General features: G+C 69.1%; 18 protein-coding genes and 1 pseudogene. 12 read left to right on the top strand and 7 right to left on the bottom strand.

From position 1 onward, the window contains the following. Positions 1-65 precede the first annotated feature (65 nt). The gene (locus ACIOGZ_RS38835) at positions 66-791 is read left to right on the top strand and encodes a TnsA-like heteromeric transposase endonuclease subunit (RefSeq protein WP_400812568.1); all 726 of its coding nucleotides are present in this window, start codon (positions 66-68) and stop codon (positions 789-791) included. A 171-nt stretch (positions 792-962) separates the two neighbouring features. Here ACIOGZ_RS38835 and ACIOGZ_RS38830 read toward each other — a convergent pair whose 3' ends face one another. The 3 genes from ACIOGZ_RS38830 to ACIOGZ_RS38820 form a co-directional block, all read right to left on the bottom strand. Beyond that, on the bottom strand, positions 963-1667 hold the full coding sequence (locus ACIOGZ_RS38830; protein WP_400989403.1) for a hypothetical protein: 705 nt from the start codon (positions 1665-1667) through the stop codon (positions 963-965). Further along, positions 1664-2233, bottom strand: a complete 570-nt coding sequence (locus tag ACIOGZ_RS38825) for a SigE family RNA polymerase sigma factor (RefSeq protein ID WP_400812581.1) — start codon at positions 2231-2233, stop codon at positions 1664-1666. The genes ACIOGZ_RS38830 and ACIOGZ_RS38825 overlap by 4 nt, the downstream gene beginning before the upstream one ends. 785 nt (positions 2234-3018) lie before the next feature. Continuing rightward, a complete protein-coding gene (locus ACIOGZ_RS38820) occupies positions 3019-3903 on the bottom strand; it encodes an aminoglycoside phosphotransferase family protein (protein WP_400812548.1) in 885 nt (294 codons plus the stop codon). A 194-nt stretch (positions 3904-4097) separates the two neighbouring features. On the opposite strand from ACIOGZ_RS38820, the gene ACIOGZ_RS38815 reads away from it, so the two are divergent. Both ACIOGZ_RS38815 and ACIOGZ_RS38810 read left to right on the top strand, forming a co-directional pair. Beyond that, positions 4098-4580 (top strand): hypothetical protein, encoded by a 483-nt coding sequence (locus ACIOGZ_RS38815; RefSeq protein WP_400989402.1) that lies wholly within the window; start codon positions 4098-4100, stop codon positions 4578-4580. A gap of 607 nt (positions 4581-5187) precedes the next feature. Next, the gene (locus ACIOGZ_RS38810) at positions 5188-5385 is read left to right on the top strand and encodes a hypothetical protein (RefSeq protein WP_400989400.1); all 198 of its coding nucleotides are present in this window, start codon (positions 5188-5190) and stop codon (positions 5383-5385) included. Positions 5386-5422: 37 nt separating this feature from the next. On the opposite strand, the gene ACIOGZ_RS38805 is transcribed toward ACIOGZ_RS38810, so the two are convergent. Next, complete coding sequence (locus tag ACIOGZ_RS38805) at positions 5423-5671, bottom strand: hypothetical protein (protein WP_400989399.1); 249 nt, start codon at positions 5669-5671, stop codon at positions 5423-5425. Positions 5672-5960: 289 nt separating this feature from the next. Here ACIOGZ_RS38805 and ACIOGZ_RS38800 point away from each other — a divergent pair, with 289 nt between their 5' ends. The 5 genes from ACIOGZ_RS38800 to ACIOGZ_RS38780 all read left to right on the top strand — a co-directional run bounded on the left by ACIOGZ_RS38800 (position 5961) and on the right by ACIOGZ_RS38780 (position 11761). Beyond that, the gene (locus ACIOGZ_RS38800) at positions 5961-6197 is read left to right on the top strand and encodes a hypothetical protein (RefSeq protein WP_400812540.1); all 237 of its coding nucleotides are present in this window, start codon (positions 5961-5963) and stop codon (positions 6195-6197) included. A gap of 1143 nt (positions 6198-7340) precedes the next feature. Next, positions 7341-7664, top strand: coding sequence for a hypothetical protein (locus ACIOGZ_RS38795; protein ID WP_363587081.1), 324 nt, complete (start codon positions 7341-7343; stop codon positions 7662-7664). Between the two features lie 629 nt (positions 7665-8293). Continuing rightward, on the top strand, positions 8294-8671 hold the full coding sequence (locus ACIOGZ_RS38790) for an ankyrin repeat domain-containing protein (RefSeq protein ID WP_400989397.1): 378 nt from the start codon (positions 8294-8296) through the stop codon (positions 8669-8671). A gap of 400 nt (positions 8672-9071) precedes the next feature. Further along, a complete protein-coding gene (locus tag ACIOGZ_RS38785) occupies positions 9072-9650 on the top strand; it encodes a TnsA-like heteromeric transposase endonuclease subunit (RefSeq protein WP_400812537.1) in 579 nt (192 codons plus the stop codon). Next, entirely contained in the window at positions 9650-11761 is a 2112-nt protein-coding gene (locus ACIOGZ_RS38780; RefSeq protein WP_400989395.1) for a Mu transposase C-terminal domain-containing protein, read from the top strand. Before ACIOGZ_RS38785 ends, ACIOGZ_RS38780 begins: the two co-directional genes overlap by 1 nt. A 76-nt stretch (positions 11762-11837) precedes the next feature. Here the strand turns inward: ACIOGZ_RS38780 and ACIOGZ_RS38775 are convergent, their stop codons facing one another. Together ACIOGZ_RS38775 and ACIOGZ_RS38770 are read right to left on the bottom strand one after the other, a co-directional pair. Then, entirely contained in the window at positions 11838-12137 is a 300-nt protein-coding gene (locus ACIOGZ_RS38775) for a hypothetical protein (protein ID WP_400989393.1), read from the bottom strand. Then, positions 12134-13385, bottom strand: a pseudogene (locus ACIOGZ_RS38770) (IS256 family transposase). The gene ACIOGZ_RS38775 and the pseudogene ACIOGZ_RS38770 overlap by 4 nt, the downstream one beginning before the upstream one ends. Before the next feature lie 4 nt (positions 13386-13389). On the opposite strand from ACIOGZ_RS38770, the gene ACIOGZ_RS38765 reads away from it, so the two are divergent. The 3 genes from ACIOGZ_RS38765 to ACIOGZ_RS38755 all read left to right on the top strand — a co-directional run bounded on the left by ACIOGZ_RS38765 (position 13390) and on the right by ACIOGZ_RS38755 (position 16772). After that, positions 13390-14562 carry a TniB family NTP-binding protein gene (locus ACIOGZ_RS38765; RefSeq protein ID WP_400812531.1) on the top strand — a complete coding sequence of 391 codons (1173 nt, stop codon included), beginning with the start codon at positions 13390-13392 and terminating at the stop codon, positions 14560-14562. Positions 14563-14759: 197 nt separating this feature from the next. Beyond that, positions 14760-15701 (top strand): hypothetical protein, encoded by a 942-nt coding sequence (locus ACIOGZ_RS38760; protein WP_400812529.1) that lies wholly within the window; start codon positions 14760-14762, stop codon positions 15699-15701. Positions 15702-16187: 486 nt separating this feature from the next. Further along, the gene (locus ACIOGZ_RS38755; RefSeq protein ID WP_400812515.1) at positions 16188-16772 is read left to right on the top strand and encodes a DinB family protein; all 585 of its coding nucleotides are present in this window, start codon (positions 16188-16190) and stop codon (positions 16770-16772) included. A 195-nt stretch (positions 16773-16967) separates the two neighbouring features. On the opposite strand, the gene ACIOGZ_RS38750 is transcribed toward ACIOGZ_RS38755, so the two are convergent. Continuing rightward, positions 16968-17570 carry a hypothetical protein gene (locus ACIOGZ_RS38750; protein WP_400812517.1) on the bottom strand — a complete coding sequence of 201 codons (603 nt, stop codon included), beginning with the start codon at positions 17568-17570 and terminating at the stop codon, positions 16968-16970. A 103-nt stretch (positions 17571-17673) separates the two neighbouring features. Between ACIOGZ_RS38750 and ACIOGZ_RS38745 the strand changes: the two genes are divergently transcribed. Then, complete coding sequence (locus ACIOGZ_RS38745; RefSeq protein ID WP_400812519.1) at positions 17674-17898, top strand: hypothetical protein; 225 nt, start codon at positions 17674-17676, stop codon at positions 17896-17898. The last annotated feature ends 4 nt before the right edge of the window (positions 17899-17902 follow it).

Here is a 17902-nt window from a genome sequence, read left to right as displayed (position 1 = left end):
GTCGGTGGACCGGTCCGCAGCCATGGCCTCTGCCTGGGAGTACGCCTCGGGGGTCGACGTCGGGTTTGTCGACGTCGACGGTGTCGACTGTTTCGGACCGTTGGCGCGCTGGTGGGGACCCCTTCGAACTGGCTTCGCCTGTCCGGTCGTTCGCCGCCTTCAAGGGGCAGAAGAACTTCACTGGTGAGTACTGGGCGGCGACGTCCGGATCCCAGGTGGGCTACGAGTCATGGGTGGAGCGGGACGCCGCGATGGCGTTGGACCTCGATCCTACGGTGGTCGCTCTGGCGTCACAGCCCTTCCGCATCGTTTGGACGGCGGGGGAACGCCGGCGGGAGCACACGCCGGACTACTTCGCACGGCTGGTGGACGGCACGGGTGTCGTCGTGGACGTGCGTCCGAGGGACCTGATCGACGAGGACACCGCCAAGGTCTTCGCGTTCATCGCGCGGGTCTGCGAAGCGGTGGGCTGGCAGTTCCGCCATGTCGGCGACTTGGATCAGCCTTACCGGGTGAACCTGCGCTGGCTGGCCCGCTACCGTCGCCGCCGTTGCCACCGCGAGCCGGTGGCGGACAGGTTTCGGGACGTATTCGTCGAGCCGCTGCCCGTGCTCGTCGGGGCGGAACAGGCCGCCGACCGTCTGTCGGACCGTCCGGCGCCAGGCCTCGCCTGGCCCGGACAAGGGGCCCGGCACCGCCTCCGCGGACACCTCCGCCGGCACCAGGCCCGCGGCCCCGGGCAAGGGGGCACGGGCGTGGATCGGCAACGAGCGCGTGCGGGTGGAGGCTGATCGTGCCCAACGAGCCTCTGATGGCTCCTGCCAGTAGTACGCCAACCAGCAGTCCCGGCTGAAGGAGAGCCCGAAGGCCAGTCTTTCTGCTCGGGTGGCGTCACCAGGTGAATCACGCCGCCCGGTGCCCGGTGCGTGGGACCGCCTGCACGGCGGTCCCACGCACCGGGTTCAGGACGACACCGTCTTGCTCGTCAGGAGCTTCCCCTGGGCGTCGTACGCGGCGAGCTTGACGCCTTCGAGCGGGAATGCCGTCGAACCGTTGAGGGTCTTGTTGCTGGGCCCCCAGAGGTAGCCGGTGGTGTAGCCCGGGGTGCCGGGCAGTGAGACGACGGTGGCCCAGTATGCGTGGCCGTCCACCTCGATGCTCATCCGGGCCACCTGCTCGGGCCCGTGGTAGATGAGGTTGTACAGACCCTCCTGGTACTGCGGGGCGTTCCCGTAGTACCCCATGTTGATCCCGGTCGTGCCACCCGCCCAGGAGGACCCGCCGCATCCCGGATCGCTGCGGTAGGCGGGGGCGTCGTGGATGCAGACCTCCTGGTCCTTCAGCTGCATCCACCAGTCCGGGCGGCCCAGCGGCAGCTGCTGGCCGGGCTCCACCACCACGGGCTCTGGAGCCGGACCCTCCGGTACGGCCGGAGCCTGGGAGGCCGGTCCGACGGCCTGGGCCCCGTGCTGCGCGGACAACACCGCGCCTGTGCCGGCCACCACCGCGAGCGCGGCCGCCACGGCCGATGCGCCCATCGCCACGCGGCGCCCCCGCCGCTGCCGGCGCACGTGGCCCCGTGCGGGCGTGGCGGACCAGTCCGCCACCGCGACCCGGGCCGCCTCGTCCCGCAGGGCGCCGCGCACCATGTCCTCGGTGTCCGTCACCTGTTGTCTCCGTTCGTGCCGTCGGTCGTCGAACCGGTGTCCGCCGCGTACGGGGCCAGCGCCGGGTGCCGGCGCAGTTTCGCCAGGCCCCGGTTGGCCTGACTCTTCACATTGCCCAGCGAACAGCCCAGGATCTCGGCGACCTGGTGCTCGCTCATGTCCTCCCAGTAGCGCAGGACGACCACGGCCCGCTGGCGCTGCGGCAGTTCCGCCAGCGCCTGGAGCAGCACCGAGCGCTCCTCGACGTCGCGGTGGCCGCCACCGGCGGTGTGCGCCCGGTCGGGCAGCACGGGGACGAGCAGCTGCCTGACCCGGCGCCGCCGGTGGCGGCTCAGGTTGTTGTTCACCAGGGCTCGGTGGACATAGGCGTCCGGCTCCTCCAGACGGCTGATCCGGGACCAGTTCCTGAAGACCTTCGCGAACGTCGCCTGCACCACGTCCTCGGCCTCGTGGTAGTCGCCCGTGAGCAGGTAGGCGGTGCGCACCAGCCGTCGCCAGCGCGTGGCGGCGAACCCCTCGAAGTCCAGCTCCCGCAGGCCGGGGCCGCCAGCGGAAGCCGGTGCCATGACGGACGGGGGAGGGTCCTCCACCGGGACGGGCAATATGGTCGCGGTCATCCAGTTCCTCTTCGCATCCGCGCGACGACCCGACCGGGCCACCGCTCTGCCCTACTCACCGCCGCGCCGCCGCAAAGGTTGCACGCTGGCACCGACGCGCTGGCCAACCCGGACGGCGACGAACTGCTGCGCGCGCGGAGCAGACCGCCGCCGAGGCTGCGGCCGCCACGGCGAAGCTCGCCGGTTCGTGGTGGCGCTGCTCCTGACCCGGCCTTGCCCCCGGTGCGGGCCGCTGACCTGCACCGGGGAGTTTGGGAACCCCCGCTGACCTGCGGTGGGGAGCTTCGCCTCGCGGAGGTGAGTCTCGCCCCGGGACCGTTGGTGAGTTTCGGGCGTCGGCACAGGTCAGCGGCCGGTGAGAACCAATCGAACCGGAACCGGCGCCGAGGGCGGCGGCGATGTGGACCTGGAGGTTCGGCACACGTTCGGACTGTCAGGACCGTCGTGGTCTCGGTAGCCTGGCGTGGGGGTGACATCGAGTGAGCGTCTGAGGTGTATCGCCTACATGGAGGCCGTTCTCCTGGAGGATGCCGCAGGCCGGGAGGCACTGCGCGTCGACGGGTCGGGCGAGCGGCCGCTGGCCGTGGGCAACAGCTGGCGGTCCTGACCCCGGGAAGCCGACGTCCGGCAGGCGGGTTCGCAGCTGGAGTTGCGGGAGAAGGCGGGCCCGGACCGGTTGGAGTGCTCCAAGTGCGTGCAGGCCCGCGCCGCGGTCCACGCGCCCCTACGACCCCTCAGCCTCGATCAGCGAGGATCTCCGAGAGCACGCGTCGCGCGTCACGGGCGTCAGCGCCGTCCTCGCCCAGGCTGTTGGCGTACGAGACGAGCGTCTTCCACAGCGCCCAGCCGCGTCCGCGCGCCCACGTCGCATCGTCGACGCCCAGCCGCTTCCGGAACAAGTCGCGGCCGTCAGCCGAGAGCAAGGTCCACGCGATCGCGAGGTCGCAAGCGGGGTCCCCCACGCCACACGTACCGAAGTCGATGACGGCGGCGAGCTGTCCGTCCTCAAGGAGCAGATTTCCCTGGGCAAGGTCGCCGTGGAACCAGACGTCGGCCCCGTCCCACTGCGCCTCGAGCGCCTGAGTCCACAACTCATGTGCCGGCGCGACGTCGATGCGGCCGCGCAGCTCGTCCAGCGCACCGAGCGCCTGCGCCTCATAGGTCCGCAGCGTTGCTCCGCGGAACCAGTTGTGCTTGCCAGGCTGTGGTCCTTCCGAGGCGTCGATGCTCTGCAACGTGGCGACGAAGTTGGCCAGGCCCTCGGCGAAGCGGATCGGATCGACGACTGACTCGAACGTCGCGGGTGTGCCGTCGATCCACCCGTAGACCGACCACGCGAACGGGTAGGTCACACCAGGACTCCCCTTCGCCAGCGGCACCGGGATCGGCAGCGGGAGAGCGGGTGCCAGCTCGGGTAGCCAACGGTGCTCCTTCTCCACGGCCAAGGCGTACTCCTCCGCGCTGGGCAGGCGGAGCAACATGTTGTCACCCAAGTGGAAGGTCCGGTTGTCCCAGCCGCCGTTCTCCACAGCCGTCACAGGTAGTGCGGCCCATTGTGGGAACTGCTCGGCCACGAGCCGCCCGGCCTGTTCGGCACTCACGGTGACCCGCTGGGGCATGGGCCCAAGATCTGGAACATCGTTCAACAGGTACCCCCTTGTCTAGGCTCTAGTGTGAGCAGACAGACATTGCTCCACGCGGGTAAAACCCACCCGATATCTGACCGACCGCGCAGGCCCCCCGGGGGTGCCTCTATGGTGTTCGTCAAGGAAATCGGGCTGCGTTCGGGCGGGTGGCCAGGCAGCATGGCGGGATGCCAGATCTGCTGTGGGACGACGTCAGGAACTTCTTCGACCCCGGCCTGATGGGGTCGCTGCCGGACGGGCGGGTCGCAGATACCTCGGTCGAGGACTGGCAGGCGGTGCTTGATCTGGTGCGGTCGCAGGGGTGGTCCTGCGAGTACTCCGAGGACGGTGTCGCGGTTCGGCTGCCGCGAGCTGCGGACATGCTGGCCCGCAGCGAGGACACCGACGCGTTGTTGAGGGTCTGGCCCGCCACTGGATTCCTGGCGATCTTTCGGGCGTATGAGGCCAGCTCGATCGACTTCGATGTTGATCTGCGAGAGCTGTGGGGCCAGGACGGCGTCAATCTGCTGTGCCTCCTGCTGCGGGCGATCGGGCGCAGGCTCGGCAAGGCGGTGACGTTGACTCCGGAGTCTGATCTGCTCCATCCCGTTCTCGGGTTCGATGTCGAGGCCGACCGCGTGGTGCTGCTGGCGGAACCACGGCTCAGCTGATCGAGGGTTCTCACCGGCCCGACTTACCTCTCTGTGCCCCGGCCTGTGGTTGCTGTGGTTGGTTGGTTGGCTGGTTGGGTCGGTGCCGGTCGGGCGCTGCGCCTGCGGCGGGCCTTTCTTCTCTCGCGTCCGGCTGGTGCCGGCCGCTCGTGGTGGGGCGCGGCAGCCCCGGAAGGGCCGTCAGGCTGCCTCGTCGGGCCTGGCCGCCCGTTCCTCGGACACGGCGGGCGCAGGCGGGCAGAGACGGTCCGGGGGCGCTTCTCGGCGGGCAGCGGGTGGCACAACGGCGGGCATGACGACTTCCTTCACCAGACGCCGTCGGCACCGGACAGGCAAGCCCGCCGCCGCGCCGGTGCTCGCCCGCCAGGCTGCCGGTCACCCGGCCACGGCCGGGCCGTGCCGGCCGGCGGCAGGGTACTGCCGGACCTGGAGCAGCGAGCACCTGTCGCCCGGCGGGCTGGTGGTCCGCACCACCTGGCACGAACCTGTATGCCCGTCCTGGTCCACCCGGTGACTCCACAGCAGGTCGGCCGGGCGTGCAGGCCTTTCGCCCGACCACGAGGGGATCTATGGTGATCGCCCGGTCACCTGGAAGAAGGGGCTCCCCATGGCGCGCACGATCACCGACGCGTGCCTGTTCGAATCCGCCTGGGGCGCGGACGAACCGGAGGAGCCGTACTTCGGGACCCCGCTACGCCCCAGGCATCCCTTCGACGGGAAGCAGCTGGCCAAGATCCTCCAAGAGAGCCTCGGCGGCGAGCTGACCGTCATCGTTGACGCGAAGGGCAACATCCGACTGCGGTAGCGCCCCGCGCCCGGTTGCCGGGCGGCGGGGGCCGTCGCTACGCCGCCGTTGCCGGCTGGTCGTCGATGTGCTGGAGTCGGCTGCGAGCGGCGACCCGGTCTTCGCCGGCCAGCGTGGCCCAGTACCCGTCGGCCCACACCGCGTGGCAGGCCCGCCGCCCGGCTTCCTCCAGACGTGCGGACTCGGCCAGCTGCTCTTCTCCCAGCCCCTGCTGGGCGGCCACCAGATCGCCGCTCCACGATGGCAGCGTCGCCAGGAACGCGCGGCGCTCGGCCTGCACGGCCACCAGCGCCCGCTGCGCGTCCTTCAGGTCGTCGGTGTACTCGAAGGTCTTCTGCTCTCCTCGGAGGGGACCAGGGGCATGCCCATGGGTGCGGCTTCGACGTGGTGATCGTGGACGGGTCGCGGGAGGCCCCCACCTCGACCGGTCACCCAAGGGCGGCCGCTAGAGAACCCGGGTGCGGCGAAGCTGCCCGATCGAGGAGGGAGCCACCCGCTCAGCCCGAGGACTGGCCGTAGGCTGACGCCGGGCGCCCACGGGATAGCGTCCAGCTCCAGAGCCATTAGGGGGTGTGGTGGTCACGCTCGCAGGGATTCTGTTTCAGGTTGTGCACTTCACCGACATCGTTGACGACTGCTGGAGCGTCGAGTATCAGAGCGGGGGGCGGGAAGGTCTGTTCATCTCCGTGTCGCGCCCCTTCGACGGTCCAGCCGACCAGCTCGAAGTCTTCTCGACCGGTGAGCTTTCACCAAACCTGCGGGCCGTCGCCCTTGCGCACGCTCGGGTGCGGCTGTCGGATGGCGACGAGTGACCGTGCCCAACTCGTGCCCGATCGAGCGGGGAGCCACGGGGAAGAGCGGCCCACCACGGTCGAACCAGACAGCACCGGCCCAGCAGCCATAAGGCCAGGTCACAGCCGGTCACCACCTCCCGCCCCCCGGAGGCGGGGTTGCCCGAGCTACCGAGCTACCGAGCTACCGTGCTGCCATGGAGCCGAACCCGGGGCCCGACGGTCCGCTGTCCGACAGTGAGATCACACAGTTCGTCAGTCTGCTTCGCCGATACTGCTCTCACGAGCTTGATCAGTGGGCGAACGTCAAGACCGAGACTCCTTACGGACCGGTCTACGTGATGTTCACCAGGGCGCTTCCGCCCGAGTGGCCCCCAGAGGCTTTTCGCGACTTCTAGGCGTGCCACAGCCGTGCCATGTTGGGCGGGGAGTCACGGGGAATCGCAGTGCTGGACGGGAGGCTTCCGAGTGGTAGCCAGCTCACGAAGGCCGCAGGTCAGACCGGTTGGCCGACACCCTTTCTCCCGAAGCCGCCGCGGTCCCGGCGCCCGCGTTGATTCCTTGATGACCGCCCCGGGCTGGGCGCTCGATACCTTGATGCTCGGCCACGACTCGATAACGTCGCAGTTCAAAGCGCTGGTGAGGGCGGGTCGGAGCACCTTGATGCTGAGGCCGGAATCGATAGTTGGCCGCACCGACCCTACGGCTACGGTGGGTGACCGAATCGGTCACTCGGGTGGGTGAAGCTTCCCGAGTAGAGGTCTCGTTTGGGGAACCCGCCCGCGCGTACGCGTACCGGGTGGTGTCGTTCTGGCATGTCGACGAGGGAGGGGCCCGGGGCGTGGTCGGATGTGTGTGATCTGGCGGCGCTGATCGGCCAGTTCACGGGTGGCGCCGCTTTTCGGTCGCGGCTGGTGCTCGACGGGTCCCGGTTGCGATGGTGGGCGACGGCCTGGCTTCCGACTTTCCCATGATCTCGCGAATCGGCCCCGCGCAAGGCGGGGCCCGTGGCCATGACTTTTCGTCAACGTAGGCAAGGTCGAGACACGTTCGATGGAGCTGACGGTGTGTCCCGGGATGGCTACCGCGCTGCCTTCAGCGTGACTGCCTGCCTTCAACAAGGCACCGATTAGCCCGGATACCTTGTGGAGTGAGGAGAACGTCGTGGCAGAAGGCAACAAAGTCACCATCGGGAGCTGGAGCATTTCCGAGGGCGCTGACGGTGAGTTGGTTTTCACCAGGGACGGCGGCACCCAGGCACGACTTACACCCGGCGGCAAACTCATCGGAGCGAACGGCGGTGCGCCGGTCTGCTACGGCGACGATGTCGAGGTGACGTCGTATCGAACCGGGGCCTCTCTCAGCGCAACGACGGCTCACGGCGACCATGACCACCCGGGCCATTGGAATGGATGGGCGTACTGGAGCAGCGATCAGCCGAGGCAGGACGCTGACGTCCACCTCAAGATCCACCCCTACGGAGACTGACCGGCGACGACGGTAGCCGCGCTGTCATGCTGACGGCCCCCAAGGCGGTGTTGTCTCGGGGGCCGTTCTCGTTATGGGCGACGAAGATGTTGACCAGGTTCTGTGTGCTGAGCGCGCCGAGTCCCACCGGTGGAGTTCTTCCATGAGCCCGGAAGCTCGTGCGGATCATGCTTCGGAGGCGTCCCTCCGGCCAGTCCTCCTCGGGATTACATGGAGCGACTGCTCAGCCAAGCAGGCGGACGTGACGGCAGGGAACCCCGCCGCCGATCGCCAACCAGGCGGCTACTCCTCGTGACATCGCGCGACATTCTCGGGCCAACTGCCGCTTCTGATCCGGGCCAACTATCGATTCCCACGAGCGCCTCCACCAGCACCGATCAGCAGGTCGGGTGTCCCGTCTCAGTCGATCTGGTCCCTGTCTCAGGTGATCTGGTCCGATTCGCTCGTCGTCTCAGATGATCTGGTCCGGCGGGGTCTACTGTCCCGTCTTACGCGATGTTGTCGCTGTCGCTGTCTCAGGTGGCCCTAGCGGGATTCGCGATCGGTCTCGGGTGATGTTGTCGCTTCAGCCCAGGGTTGGATGTGTTGGAAACGGGGGCTACCGCTCCGCGGAAGAAGGAGGGCCCGTAGTGGTCGAGGAGACGATGAGCGCGGCGCACGCGGCGGTGGAGACAGGCGATGTCGAGGCCCTGCGTGCGCTGCTGGACGCCGGAGCCGATATCCACCAGGAGTTCGGTGGGATGACACTGCTGCACCATGCGGTGGACTCGGAGATAGACGCACACGGCCAGACCGGCGATCCGCTCAGTGTGAGCCTGACCGCATATCTGGTGGCCCGAGGTGCCGACCCGCGCCGCAAGTCGCACGGCGGGACCGGGCTTTCTGTGGAACACGTCGCCTTCGTCAGCGGGCACTGGATGGCTACCGCGATCTTCGAAGCCTGGGAACTGGCAGCTCCAGCGTCCCGAAGTCCGCGCGGCCATGAGGGAACACGATCAGCTCCGTAGCCACCCGACTCGCACCTGCAGCCAGGAGTCGATATTTCGGGATGTGGGCGCATCGAGAGGCTACGAGCCCTCTGGCCTGCGTCGACCATATTGTTTGAGACGGGTTGTCACTCTTTCGGGTGGCGTCGCCGGGCTCTGCCCACGGGCCCGGACAACGTGTCCCACGCTCGCATTGAGAGGGGTCACGACAGTGCGGAGGGCTGAGTGGATGGTTCCGCGGAGGCGGTCTCCGCCTGCAACTGCATCGCAGACCTTGAGGTCGGGGATATTGAGGTCGGGTTCGTCGACGCCGATGGTGTCGAGCGCTCCGGTCCGCTGACGCGCTGCTGGGCCGAGCCCTTCGAGTTCGCCTCGCCGGCACGGTCGTTCAACTCGTTCAAGGGACAGAAGAACTTCACCGGTGAGTACTGGGCGGCGATATCGGGATCCCTGGTGGGCTACGAGTCGTGGGTCGAGCGGGACGCGGCGATGGCACTGGACTTCGACCCGGCCGTGGTCGCCCTGGCGTCCCAGCCCTTCCGGCTCCTCTGGTCCGGACGGGGAACGCGGGCGCGGGCACACCCCGGACTACTTCGCACGGCTGGCGGACGGCACCGGCGTCGTTGTCGACGTCCGACCCGAGGGCCTGGTGGACGAGGCCACCGCCGAGGTCTTCGCGTTCACCGCGCGGGTCTGCGAGGCGGTGGGCTGGCAGTTCCGGCAGGTCGGCGACCTGGACCAGCCCTACCGGGTGAACCTGCGCTGGCTGTCCCGCTACCGCCACGGTCGCTGCTATCGCGCGCCGGTGGCAGGCCGGCTGCGGGAAGTCTTCGCCGACCCCCTGCCCCTGCTCGCCGGGGCCGAGCAGGTCGGCGACCGGCTGGCCGTGCTGCCGGTGCTCTATCACCTGCTCTGGCAGCATGAACTGACGGCGGATCTTGTGACGGCCCCGCTGGGCATCGACACGCTGGTGCGCTTGGCGTCCCGGGACCGGCCATGATGTCCGCGCGGCCGGGACGGCTGCGGCTCGGTGACCGGGTCAGGTTCCAGGAGCGCACCTATACCGTGGTCGGCCTGACCGGGATGCGGGTCCGGCTGGCCGACACGCACGGCACCGGGATGCTCGTCGACCAGGTCCACCTGCAGTCGGCCGAGGACTTCGCAGTCCTGGGGGCCGGCGACCGCACGGCGCTGGGCTCGGCCGCGCTGCTGGATCGCCTGCCCGGGCCAGTGGCCGCCCGCGCCCTGTGGTGGCAGCGGCATCTGGTCGAACTCCTCACCGGTCTGCCGCCCGACGCCCCGGCGGGGGTCCGGGTCAAGCCCGAGTACGACCCGGTTGGCCGTTCGCTGGCGCAACGCGAGCGGGCGAAGGCGGATGAACTGGTCGCGCTGGGCGAGGAGGTCACGGCGCGGACGGTGAAGCGCAAGCGCCAGCAGTACGAGGCCGGAGGGATCGCGGCGGTGGTGGACCACCGACTCGCCCCGCACGCCTCGCTGGTCGGCCGGGCCGACCGGCGGGTGGTGGCCGCGATCCGTCAGGCGATCGGCGAGAGCATCCCGGCTTCCACCCGCACGATCGAGCACGCGCGCTGGCGGACCGAGCGGATCCTGGAGGCCGAGCACGGCCAAGGCGTGGTGGAGATGCCGTCGCGCCCGACGTTCTACCGGCTCTTCGACAAGCTGTCGCACGGGGTCCACGTCACCGGCTCGGCCCGCACCCGCCGCTCGTTGGCCGACCAGCCCGAGGGGCCGTTCCGCTACGAGTCGGTCGCCGCCCCCGGTGAGCTGATGCAGATCGACTCCACCCCGCTGGACGTGCTGGTGCGGCTGGACCACGGGGTCCCCGGCCGGGTGGAACTCTGCGCCCTCATCGACCTGGCGACGCGCACCGTCGCCGCGGCGGTGGTGCGGCCCACCACCAAGTCGGTGGACGCCTCGCTGCTGCTGGCCCGCGCGCTGACCCCGGAGCCGATGCGGCCCGGCTGGGTCCAGGCCCTGTCGATGTCCCGCTCGGTGCTGCCGCACCGCCGACTGCTGACCCTGGACGAGCGCCTGGAGCACGCCGCGGCCCGGCCCGTGATCATCCCGGAGACCATCGTCTGTGACCGGGGCAAGGCGTTCATCTCGGACAACTTCCGCGCCGCCTGCCGCACCCTGGAGATCAACTTCCAGCCCTGCCACCCACGCTCCCCGGCGGAGAAACCCCACATCGAACGCACACTCGAATCAGTGGCCACGCTGTTCTGCCAGTTCCTCCCCGGCTACCTCGGCCGCACCGCCGAGCACCGCGGCCGAGACGTGGACGACGAGCCGTTGTGGTCGATGCTGGAGATCCAGGAATTCCTCGATGAATGGCTGGTCGCCAAGTGGCAATCGAGGCCCCATGACGGGCTCCGCGACCCGGGCGTCCCGGGCCGGACCTTCACCCCGAACCAAAAGTACGCCGCCCTGGTCGAGAGCGCCGGCTACGTCCCCCTCGCCCTTGGCGGCGACGACTACGTCGAACTGCTGCCCGCGACCTGGCGGGCCGTCAACTCCTACGGCATCAAAATCAACAACCGCATCTACGACTGCCCCGACCTGGCCCCGTTCCGGCGCCAGCCCTCCGGCGTCACACGCAAGCGGAACCTGTGGGAGATCCACCGCGACCCCTACGACGCCGCCTGGATCTGGATGCGCCACCACTGGGAGACCGGCTGGATCCCGGTTCCCTGGAAGCACCTCGGCAGCGTCCCGCAGCCCTTCGGCGACCTGGCCTGGGACCATGCGGCAGCCGACCTGCGAGGCAAGGGCAACCCGACACCCACCGAAGAGCAGACCGCCCAGGCTGTCGCCAAGCTCCTGGTCAGAGCCAACCAGGGACCGGCCGACCAGAGCGATGGACCGGCCTCGCGGCCGTCCAAGCGCGACCGGCGCGTCGCCGCCAGGACCCGAGCCGCCGCCGAGAGCCCCGGACCGCGTCCGCCCAGGCCAGAGCCGCCTGCAGTCGTCGAGGACGAGCCGCATCTCCACGCTGATGAGGCGGTGGACGGCACAGATGACGAGCCGATCGCGAAGGTCATTCCGCTCGGCGTCTTCGACCCCTTCAAGGAGGCGGACAAGCGATGGTGACCATGACCGGACGAGCAATAGTCAATACCTGTGGATGGCTTGGTTACGGCAGCGGATTGGTTCCCCGGATGGCCTGTCATCGGGAGCCCTGGAAGGCTGACGTGAGGTGTTGAACGCCTGTGCCTCGGAGGGTGACGAGCGCGGTGTGGACGGGGTCGAGCTCCTCAACGGAGTGGCGGTAGGCCAGGATCTGCGTCAGTTCCAGGTCGATAGCCTCTGCCGAGTCGCGGATCCGGTCGAAGCGGGCACCGCGGCGAACGGGTCCGAGCATGCACCGCACCGTTGCGGTGGCTTCGGCCGGAGTCACGATGGTGACCTGGTCGATCTGCAGTTCCACCTCGACCCTGTGGCCGACCGGGTTGGACGACTTGGTCATGCCGCCACCTCGGTGCGCTCGACCAGGACGCCGTTCTCGAAGCGAGCGCCGGAGCGGACCAGGGCGACGAGGTGGGCGCCGGTGATCGCGCGCCAGCGTTCCTGGGCGGACTCGACCAGTTTGAACACCATCGCGAGGGCCGCGGCCGGGCTGCCAGCACCGCGGGTGACCTTGGTCCGCAGCTTGACCGTGGAGAACGTCGACTCGATCGGATTCGTGGTCCGCAGGTGGATCCAGTGCTCGGCTGGGAAGTCGTAGAACGCCAGCAGCACGTCCCGGTCGTCGGTGATCTTCGCGACGGCCTTGGGCCACTTTGTGCCGTAGGTGCGGGCGAACTCCTCGACCGCCTTCTCCGCGTGGGTGCGGTCCTCGGCGTTGTAGATCTCCTGCATCGCCTTCGTGGCGCCCGGCTGTGCGGACTTCGGAAGTGCGTTCGTGACATTTCGGGCCTTGTGGACCCAGCAGCGCTGGTGGCGGGCGGTCGGGAAGACCTCCGCCAGGGCCTTCCACAAGCCCATCGCGCCGTCGCCGATGACCAGCTCGGGATCGCGCATGCCACGTCGACGGCAATCCCGTAGCAGGTCCGCCCAGGACTCGGTGGACTCCCGCAGCCCCTCGGCCAGCGCGATCAGCTCCTTGGTCCCGTCCGGGCGGACGCCGAGAAGGACCAGCACGCACGAGTGCGCCTGGCCGAGCCGCACCTTCGGGTGCACCCCGTCCGCCCAGACGTAGACGAAGTCGCGGTCCGACAGGTCCCGGGCCTGGAAGACGGCGTGGTCGTCGCCCCACTGCTTCGTCAACCGGGTCACCGTCGCCGGCGACAGGCCGGCCGTGCCACCGAGGAACTGCTCCAGTGCGGGCACGAAGTCCCCGGACGACAGGCCGTGCAGGTAGAGCAGCGGCAGCACCTCGCTGATCTTCGGCGACCTGCGACACCACGGAGCCAGGATCTTCGAGGAGAACCGCCTGCGCTCGCCGGTCGCTTCATCCACCCGCCGGTCGTTGATCCGCGGGGCCTTCACCTCGACCGGGCCGGCTGCGGTGACCCACGGTGCGGGGCCGGTGGTGACCGTTGCGGACCACCAGACGGCGGCCGCACTCGTCGATCTCGGCAGCCAACTCGGCTATGTACTGGTTGACTTCCGCCTCCAGCGCGGCGGCGAGCATGCGCCGGGCGCCCTCGCGGACGATCTCGTCGATCAGGGAGCCGGACTGAGTCGAACCGTCATCGGTGACTACGCTGAGCACGGGCGTGCCTTCCCGACCCGCGCTGCAACGCGGGCCTACTCGGAGACCTTCAAGGGATCATTCGGGAAGGCACGCCCTCCGCGTCCCTCCCCGCACCGATCCACAAGTCCTGAGCATTGCTCTGACCGGACCCACCCCCGGCCAGGACTCGGACCCGGGCCGCCAGCACGGATGGCGAAGTGCCCTGGAACGCGAGGACCTGCACCGCTACCTCACCACGCTGGAGGGCTGGCGGGAGTTCACCACCCAGGACCCGGTTCCGCCCGACCTGCTGCCCGCACCCGCGCTCGCGGACCTGGGCCCGGACGAGCGGCTGGACTACGACGACGACCGCCTCGACTACCACACCCGCCTGACCGTGGCCGCGACCTCCACCTTGCGCACCGTCGTCCATGCGGGCAGGCGGTTGACCCTGCTCAACCGGCACGCGATCAGCGCCCGCCGGGGCCTGATCCTGTCCGGCGCGGCCGGGACCGGAAAGACCACCGCACTCACCCAGTTCGGCAAGACCATCGAGGTCATCGACCGGCGCCAGCACCCGGGCGTCGACCGGATCCCGGTCGTCTACGTCACCGTCCCGCCCGCCGCGACCTCGCGCATGCTCGCTGTCGAGTTCGCCCGCTTCCTGGGCCTGCCCGTCACGACCCGCGCCAACATCACCGATGTCATCGAGGCCGTCTGCGGTGTCCTGATCGACGCGAGGGTGAGCGTCGTGTGTGTCGACGAACTCCACAATCTCTCGCTGGCAACCAGGAACGGCGCCGAGGTATCGGACACGCTGAAGTACTTCTCGGAACGGATCCCGGCCACTTTCGTCTATGCCGGGGTGGAGTTGGAGGCGGACGGGATGTTCAACGGCCCCCGGGGCCGGCAGATCGCCGGGCGCTTCGCGGTCATCGACACCGTCCCCTTCCCCCGCACCGCGGAATGGACCGGACTGGTCATCACCTTCGAAGAGGCCCTGCGGCTGCACCACCACAAGCCCAAGACATTGGAAGGGTTGGCCGGCTACCTCCACCAGCGCACCGGGGGCATGATCGGCAGCCTGTCCCACCTCATCCGCGGGGCCGCCATCGACGCCATCCTGGACGGCACCGAGAAGATCACCCGGAAGTCGCTGGAACGCGTCAAGCTCGACCGCGCCGCCCAGACCCGCAAGACCAAATCGGCTTCATGACCACCAGTGCTGACGACGGCGACCGGCCTCGCCCACTGCCTGCCCGCCCCCGCCCTCGGAGCGGGGAAAGCACTGACTCCTACGTCCGCCGACTGGCTCGCGCGAACCACCTCAAACCCAGCTACCTGCGTGGATACCTCGCCGGGCCACCCGACTACGGCTACGGAGGTCGCCCCCGAGGTGACCGGCTCGCTGCAGTGACCGGACGTCAGCAAGACGCGCTCGAACGGGCACTGCCAGACCTGGCCCCCAGGAAATCAGCTGAGCCCAGTGAACCAGAGAAGCCCAAAAGGTATGTCACCCTCAGTGCTGACAAGCCCGCTCTCTTCGCCGCGATCCGACGAGATGCTCAGAAGGAACGCCTGTCCGTCAAAGCGTTGTCGAAGCGGCACCACGTGCACAGCCGCACCGTCCGGCAAGCCCTTGCCTCGCCGACACCGCCGCCCCGAAAGCCACGCACGGTCAAGGAGAATCCGGTCCTTGACCGCATCCGGCCCGCCCTCGACGCCATCCTCGACGAATGCGCGGCAACGAACGGCGGCCAACTCCCTCCCACCCGTCTGATCTGGGAAAGACTGCTGGACGAGCATGACGCCGACGTCTCCTATGCCACCGTGCGCCGCTTCCTCGTCGGACATCCGCTCACGAATCCCAACGGCGTTGCCGGCACACCACGGCGCACCACGGGAGATTTCCTCGGCGCCACCCATCAGGCCCTGCAAGCCAACATCATCAGAAACCACCGCGGCCTGCTGGCCGCCATTCGCCAACAGCCCGCGATGCACGGCATCGACGGCTCCTTCGCAACCACCACCGCCTTCGTCCTGGGCTGCGACGCCGGGACCTCCTGGAGCATGCTCGCCGGCTTTCACGAGTGGCTGGTCGTCCGGCTCGGCAGGGGGCAAGACCTCACCTGGCCTGCCCTTGTTCGCCACCTTGCTCCAGCAGGATGGGTCCATCCGCTCACGCCCCACGCCGACATCGAAGCCGTCGCGACGCTCTTCCAGCTCCTGGGCGAGTTCTTGGACCAGCGAGAGCAACCCGACAGCCTCGCAAGGATCTTCAGGGACTACCAGTCCTGGCTGAACACCCAAAACTGGTATCACTTCGAAACAGCAGGGACGGACCAGATCAACTGAGACGGCACCGTGCATCCCAGCTTCCGGGACCAGATCACTTGAGATTTTCGGCACCTCGGCGTCTCAATTGATCTGGTCGCCGCAGGTCACAGCCCTACTCGCAGACCAGATCATTTGAGACGGGACACCGCAGTTCCAGCTACCGTGGCCCGGCACAGTCACGCTGAGTAGCGGTCATGTGCTGTCTCTGGCAGTTCTGAGGAGTGTGGCCGTGGTGCTGTGGAACAGGTGGATTCTTCGGCTGGGTCCAATGGGTGCGGTGTGGACGACCTGGTGGTGGCGTACGCGGGTGATGCCGCCGAGTGGGATCGTCTTCGGTTGGCGGATGGCTGGCTGCGTCGCTGGGTCGGTACGTGGTTGGTCTGCGATACGGAGGTTTCGTGGCCGTTGGGGGAACGGCCATGGCCAGGCCTCGGCTCTGCCAGTCGTTGCGGACCACGTACGGGATCTAGAGACCACGAGCAGCCCATGGCAGGCTCAGGCCGCATGATCGATGAATTCGCGAAGAACAACCTTCACGGGAGACTGCGGCGAGACCGCGAGGCGCTGCTCTGGAAGCTTGACGGCTTGTCCGAATACGACGCCCGCCAGCCTCTGACGGCGACCGGGACCAACCTCCTCGGCCTGGTCAAACACGTGGCCAGCGTCGAGGCCAGGTACTTCGGTGAGGTCTTCGACCGCCCTTCCCCGGAACCGCTGCCCCGGTGGCAGGACTCCGACGGCAGCGATCTGTGGGCGGCCGAGGACGAGACTCGCGCTCAGATCATCGGGTTCTACCAGCGCACGTGGGAACACTCGGACGCGACGATCAACGAGCTTCCCCTCGACGCCCCCGGCCACGTGCCGTGGTGGCCGGAGCCTTATGCCGACACGAACCTGTTCGCCGTCATGGTCCATGTCCTCGGCGAGTCCAACCGGCATGCAGGGCACGCCGATATCCTGCGCGAGGGCCTCGACGGCCGGACCGGGATGCGCCCCGAACACGAGAGGCAGATCGACGAGGAAGCCCGTGCAGCCTACTGCGCGAAGATCGAGCAGGCCGCCAGGTCGGCCGCATCAATCAAGGCTTAGTGACCCGTCGCCTACGGTCACCACCGTCGGACGGCACCTCGCAAAGTAGCCTTCGGAACGGCTCGCAAACTACAAGTCGAAACCCCAGGTCGCAGACGGCGGACTCGCAGACTATCCGTTGAAGTCACAGACGGGCCGGTGAGTTCCGCCCCGTAAGGCCGGTGAGTTTCGCCCCGCCAAACTCCCCACCGCAGTTCAGGACTGGTACGACGCCGGTCCCGCCACGTGCGGTGCCACGTCGGCGGCGCGGCCGGCGGCGACGGCCTGGTCGAGGTGGTGGGCGAGTTCGGGCAGATGCCCGACGGGGTCGCCGGCGGTGATGGTGCGGGGCATCGCGAGGGCGATCGCGCCCACCGCCGCCAAGGCGAGGCCCTCGCCGCCAGCGAGGCCGGGCTCGTCGAGCAGCACCATGCCGCTGAGCACGAAGGCGGTGTCGACGGGCACGCCGCCATGGTCGTCGTCCTCGGGGTCCAAGTCCCGGCCGCAGGCGAGCACCGCGGCCGCGAACTCAGCCAGGTACCGGCTACCGGTACGGGCGGCCAGCTCGGACACCCACACCGCCGCCCGCGACGCCGCGGCCGCCGCGATCCCCATCGCGGACGCCAACCGCGCCCGGTACTCGGCCTGCGCCCGATCGGCCTCGGCATCCTCGGCCAGATCATGCTGCGCCCGGGCAGCGCGGGCGGCCTCGAAGGCAGCCCGCTCCGCGGCGAAGACCGACACCGCGCCACCACCGCCACCGCCACCGTGTTCGTCGCGGTGGTGCCGGCCGCCGGGCAGGGGAATCACGTTCGTCATGACCGGTGAACCCGGCCGCCGCCGTTCGGGTTACGGCACGGAGCGCATCGTCCGGTCCGACGTCCCGGCCAGGATCGGCGCCCGGGGTGACAGACTGTCAGCCATGAGTGATCACATCGGCCGTCCGCCCCGGCGCCCGCTGGCCCAACCGTTCTCGCACACGAGCGGCGCCGCCGACGAACCGGCCGCCGAGCGGCTGCTCCCGGCCGAGCGTCTCGGCTCGCCGTTCTCCGTCCCCGCCGTGCCGGCCGCGCGCCCCGCGACCGGCGGGCGGCGCCCGTTGGGGAAGGGCGGCCTCTCCTACACCGCCGACGCGGTCGGCGACTGACACC

Source organism: Kitasatospora sp. NPDC088160 (assembly GCF_044741445.1).
GTDB lineage: Bacteria > Actinomycetota > Actinomycetes > Streptomycetales > Streptomycetaceae > Kitasatospora.
Note: the sequence above shows the minus strand (reverse complement) of the source record. Positions and strands in the feature narration are given on the sequence as shown.

Bases quoted from the DNA above. Each gene is read 5' to 3' on its own strand.
- ACIOGZ_RS38825 (WP_400812581.1), bottom strand. From the start codon at position 2,233: ATGGCACCGGCTTCCGCTGGCGGCCCCGGCCTGCGGGAGCTGGACTTC.
- ACIOGZ_RS38820 (WP_400812548.1), bottom strand. From the start codon at position 3,903: ATGCCCCAGCGGGTCACCGTGAGTGCCGAACAGGCCGGGCGGCTCGTG.
- ACIOGZ_RS38815 (WP_400989402.1), top strand. From the start codon at position 4,098: ATGCCAGATCTGCTGTGGGACGACGTCAGGAACTTCTTCGACCCCGGC.
- ACIOGZ_RS38810 (WP_400989400.1), top strand. From the start codon at position 5,188: ATGGCGCGCACGATCACCGACGCGTGCCTGTTCGAATCCGCCTGGGGC.
- ACIOGZ_RS38780 (WP_400989395.1), top strand. From the start codon at position 9,650: ATGTCCGCGCGGCCGGGACGGCTGCGGCTCGGTGACCGGGTCAGGTTC.
- ACIOGZ_RS38775 (WP_400989393.1), bottom strand. From the start codon at position 12,137: ATGACCAAGTCGTCCAACCCGGTCGGCCACAGGGTCGAGGTGGAACTG.
- ACIOGZ_RS38755 (WP_400812515.1), top strand. From the start codon at position 16,188: ATGATCGATGAATTCGCGAAGAACAACCTTCACGGGAGACTGCGGCGA.
- ACIOGZ_RS38750 (WP_400812517.1), bottom strand. From the start codon at position 17,570: ATGACGAACGTGATTCCCCTGCCCGGCGGCCGGCACCACCGCGACGAA.
- ACIOGZ_RS38745 (WP_400812519.1), top strand. From the start codon at position 17,674: ATGAGTGATCACATCGGCCGTCCGCCCCGGCGCCCGCTGGCCCAACCG.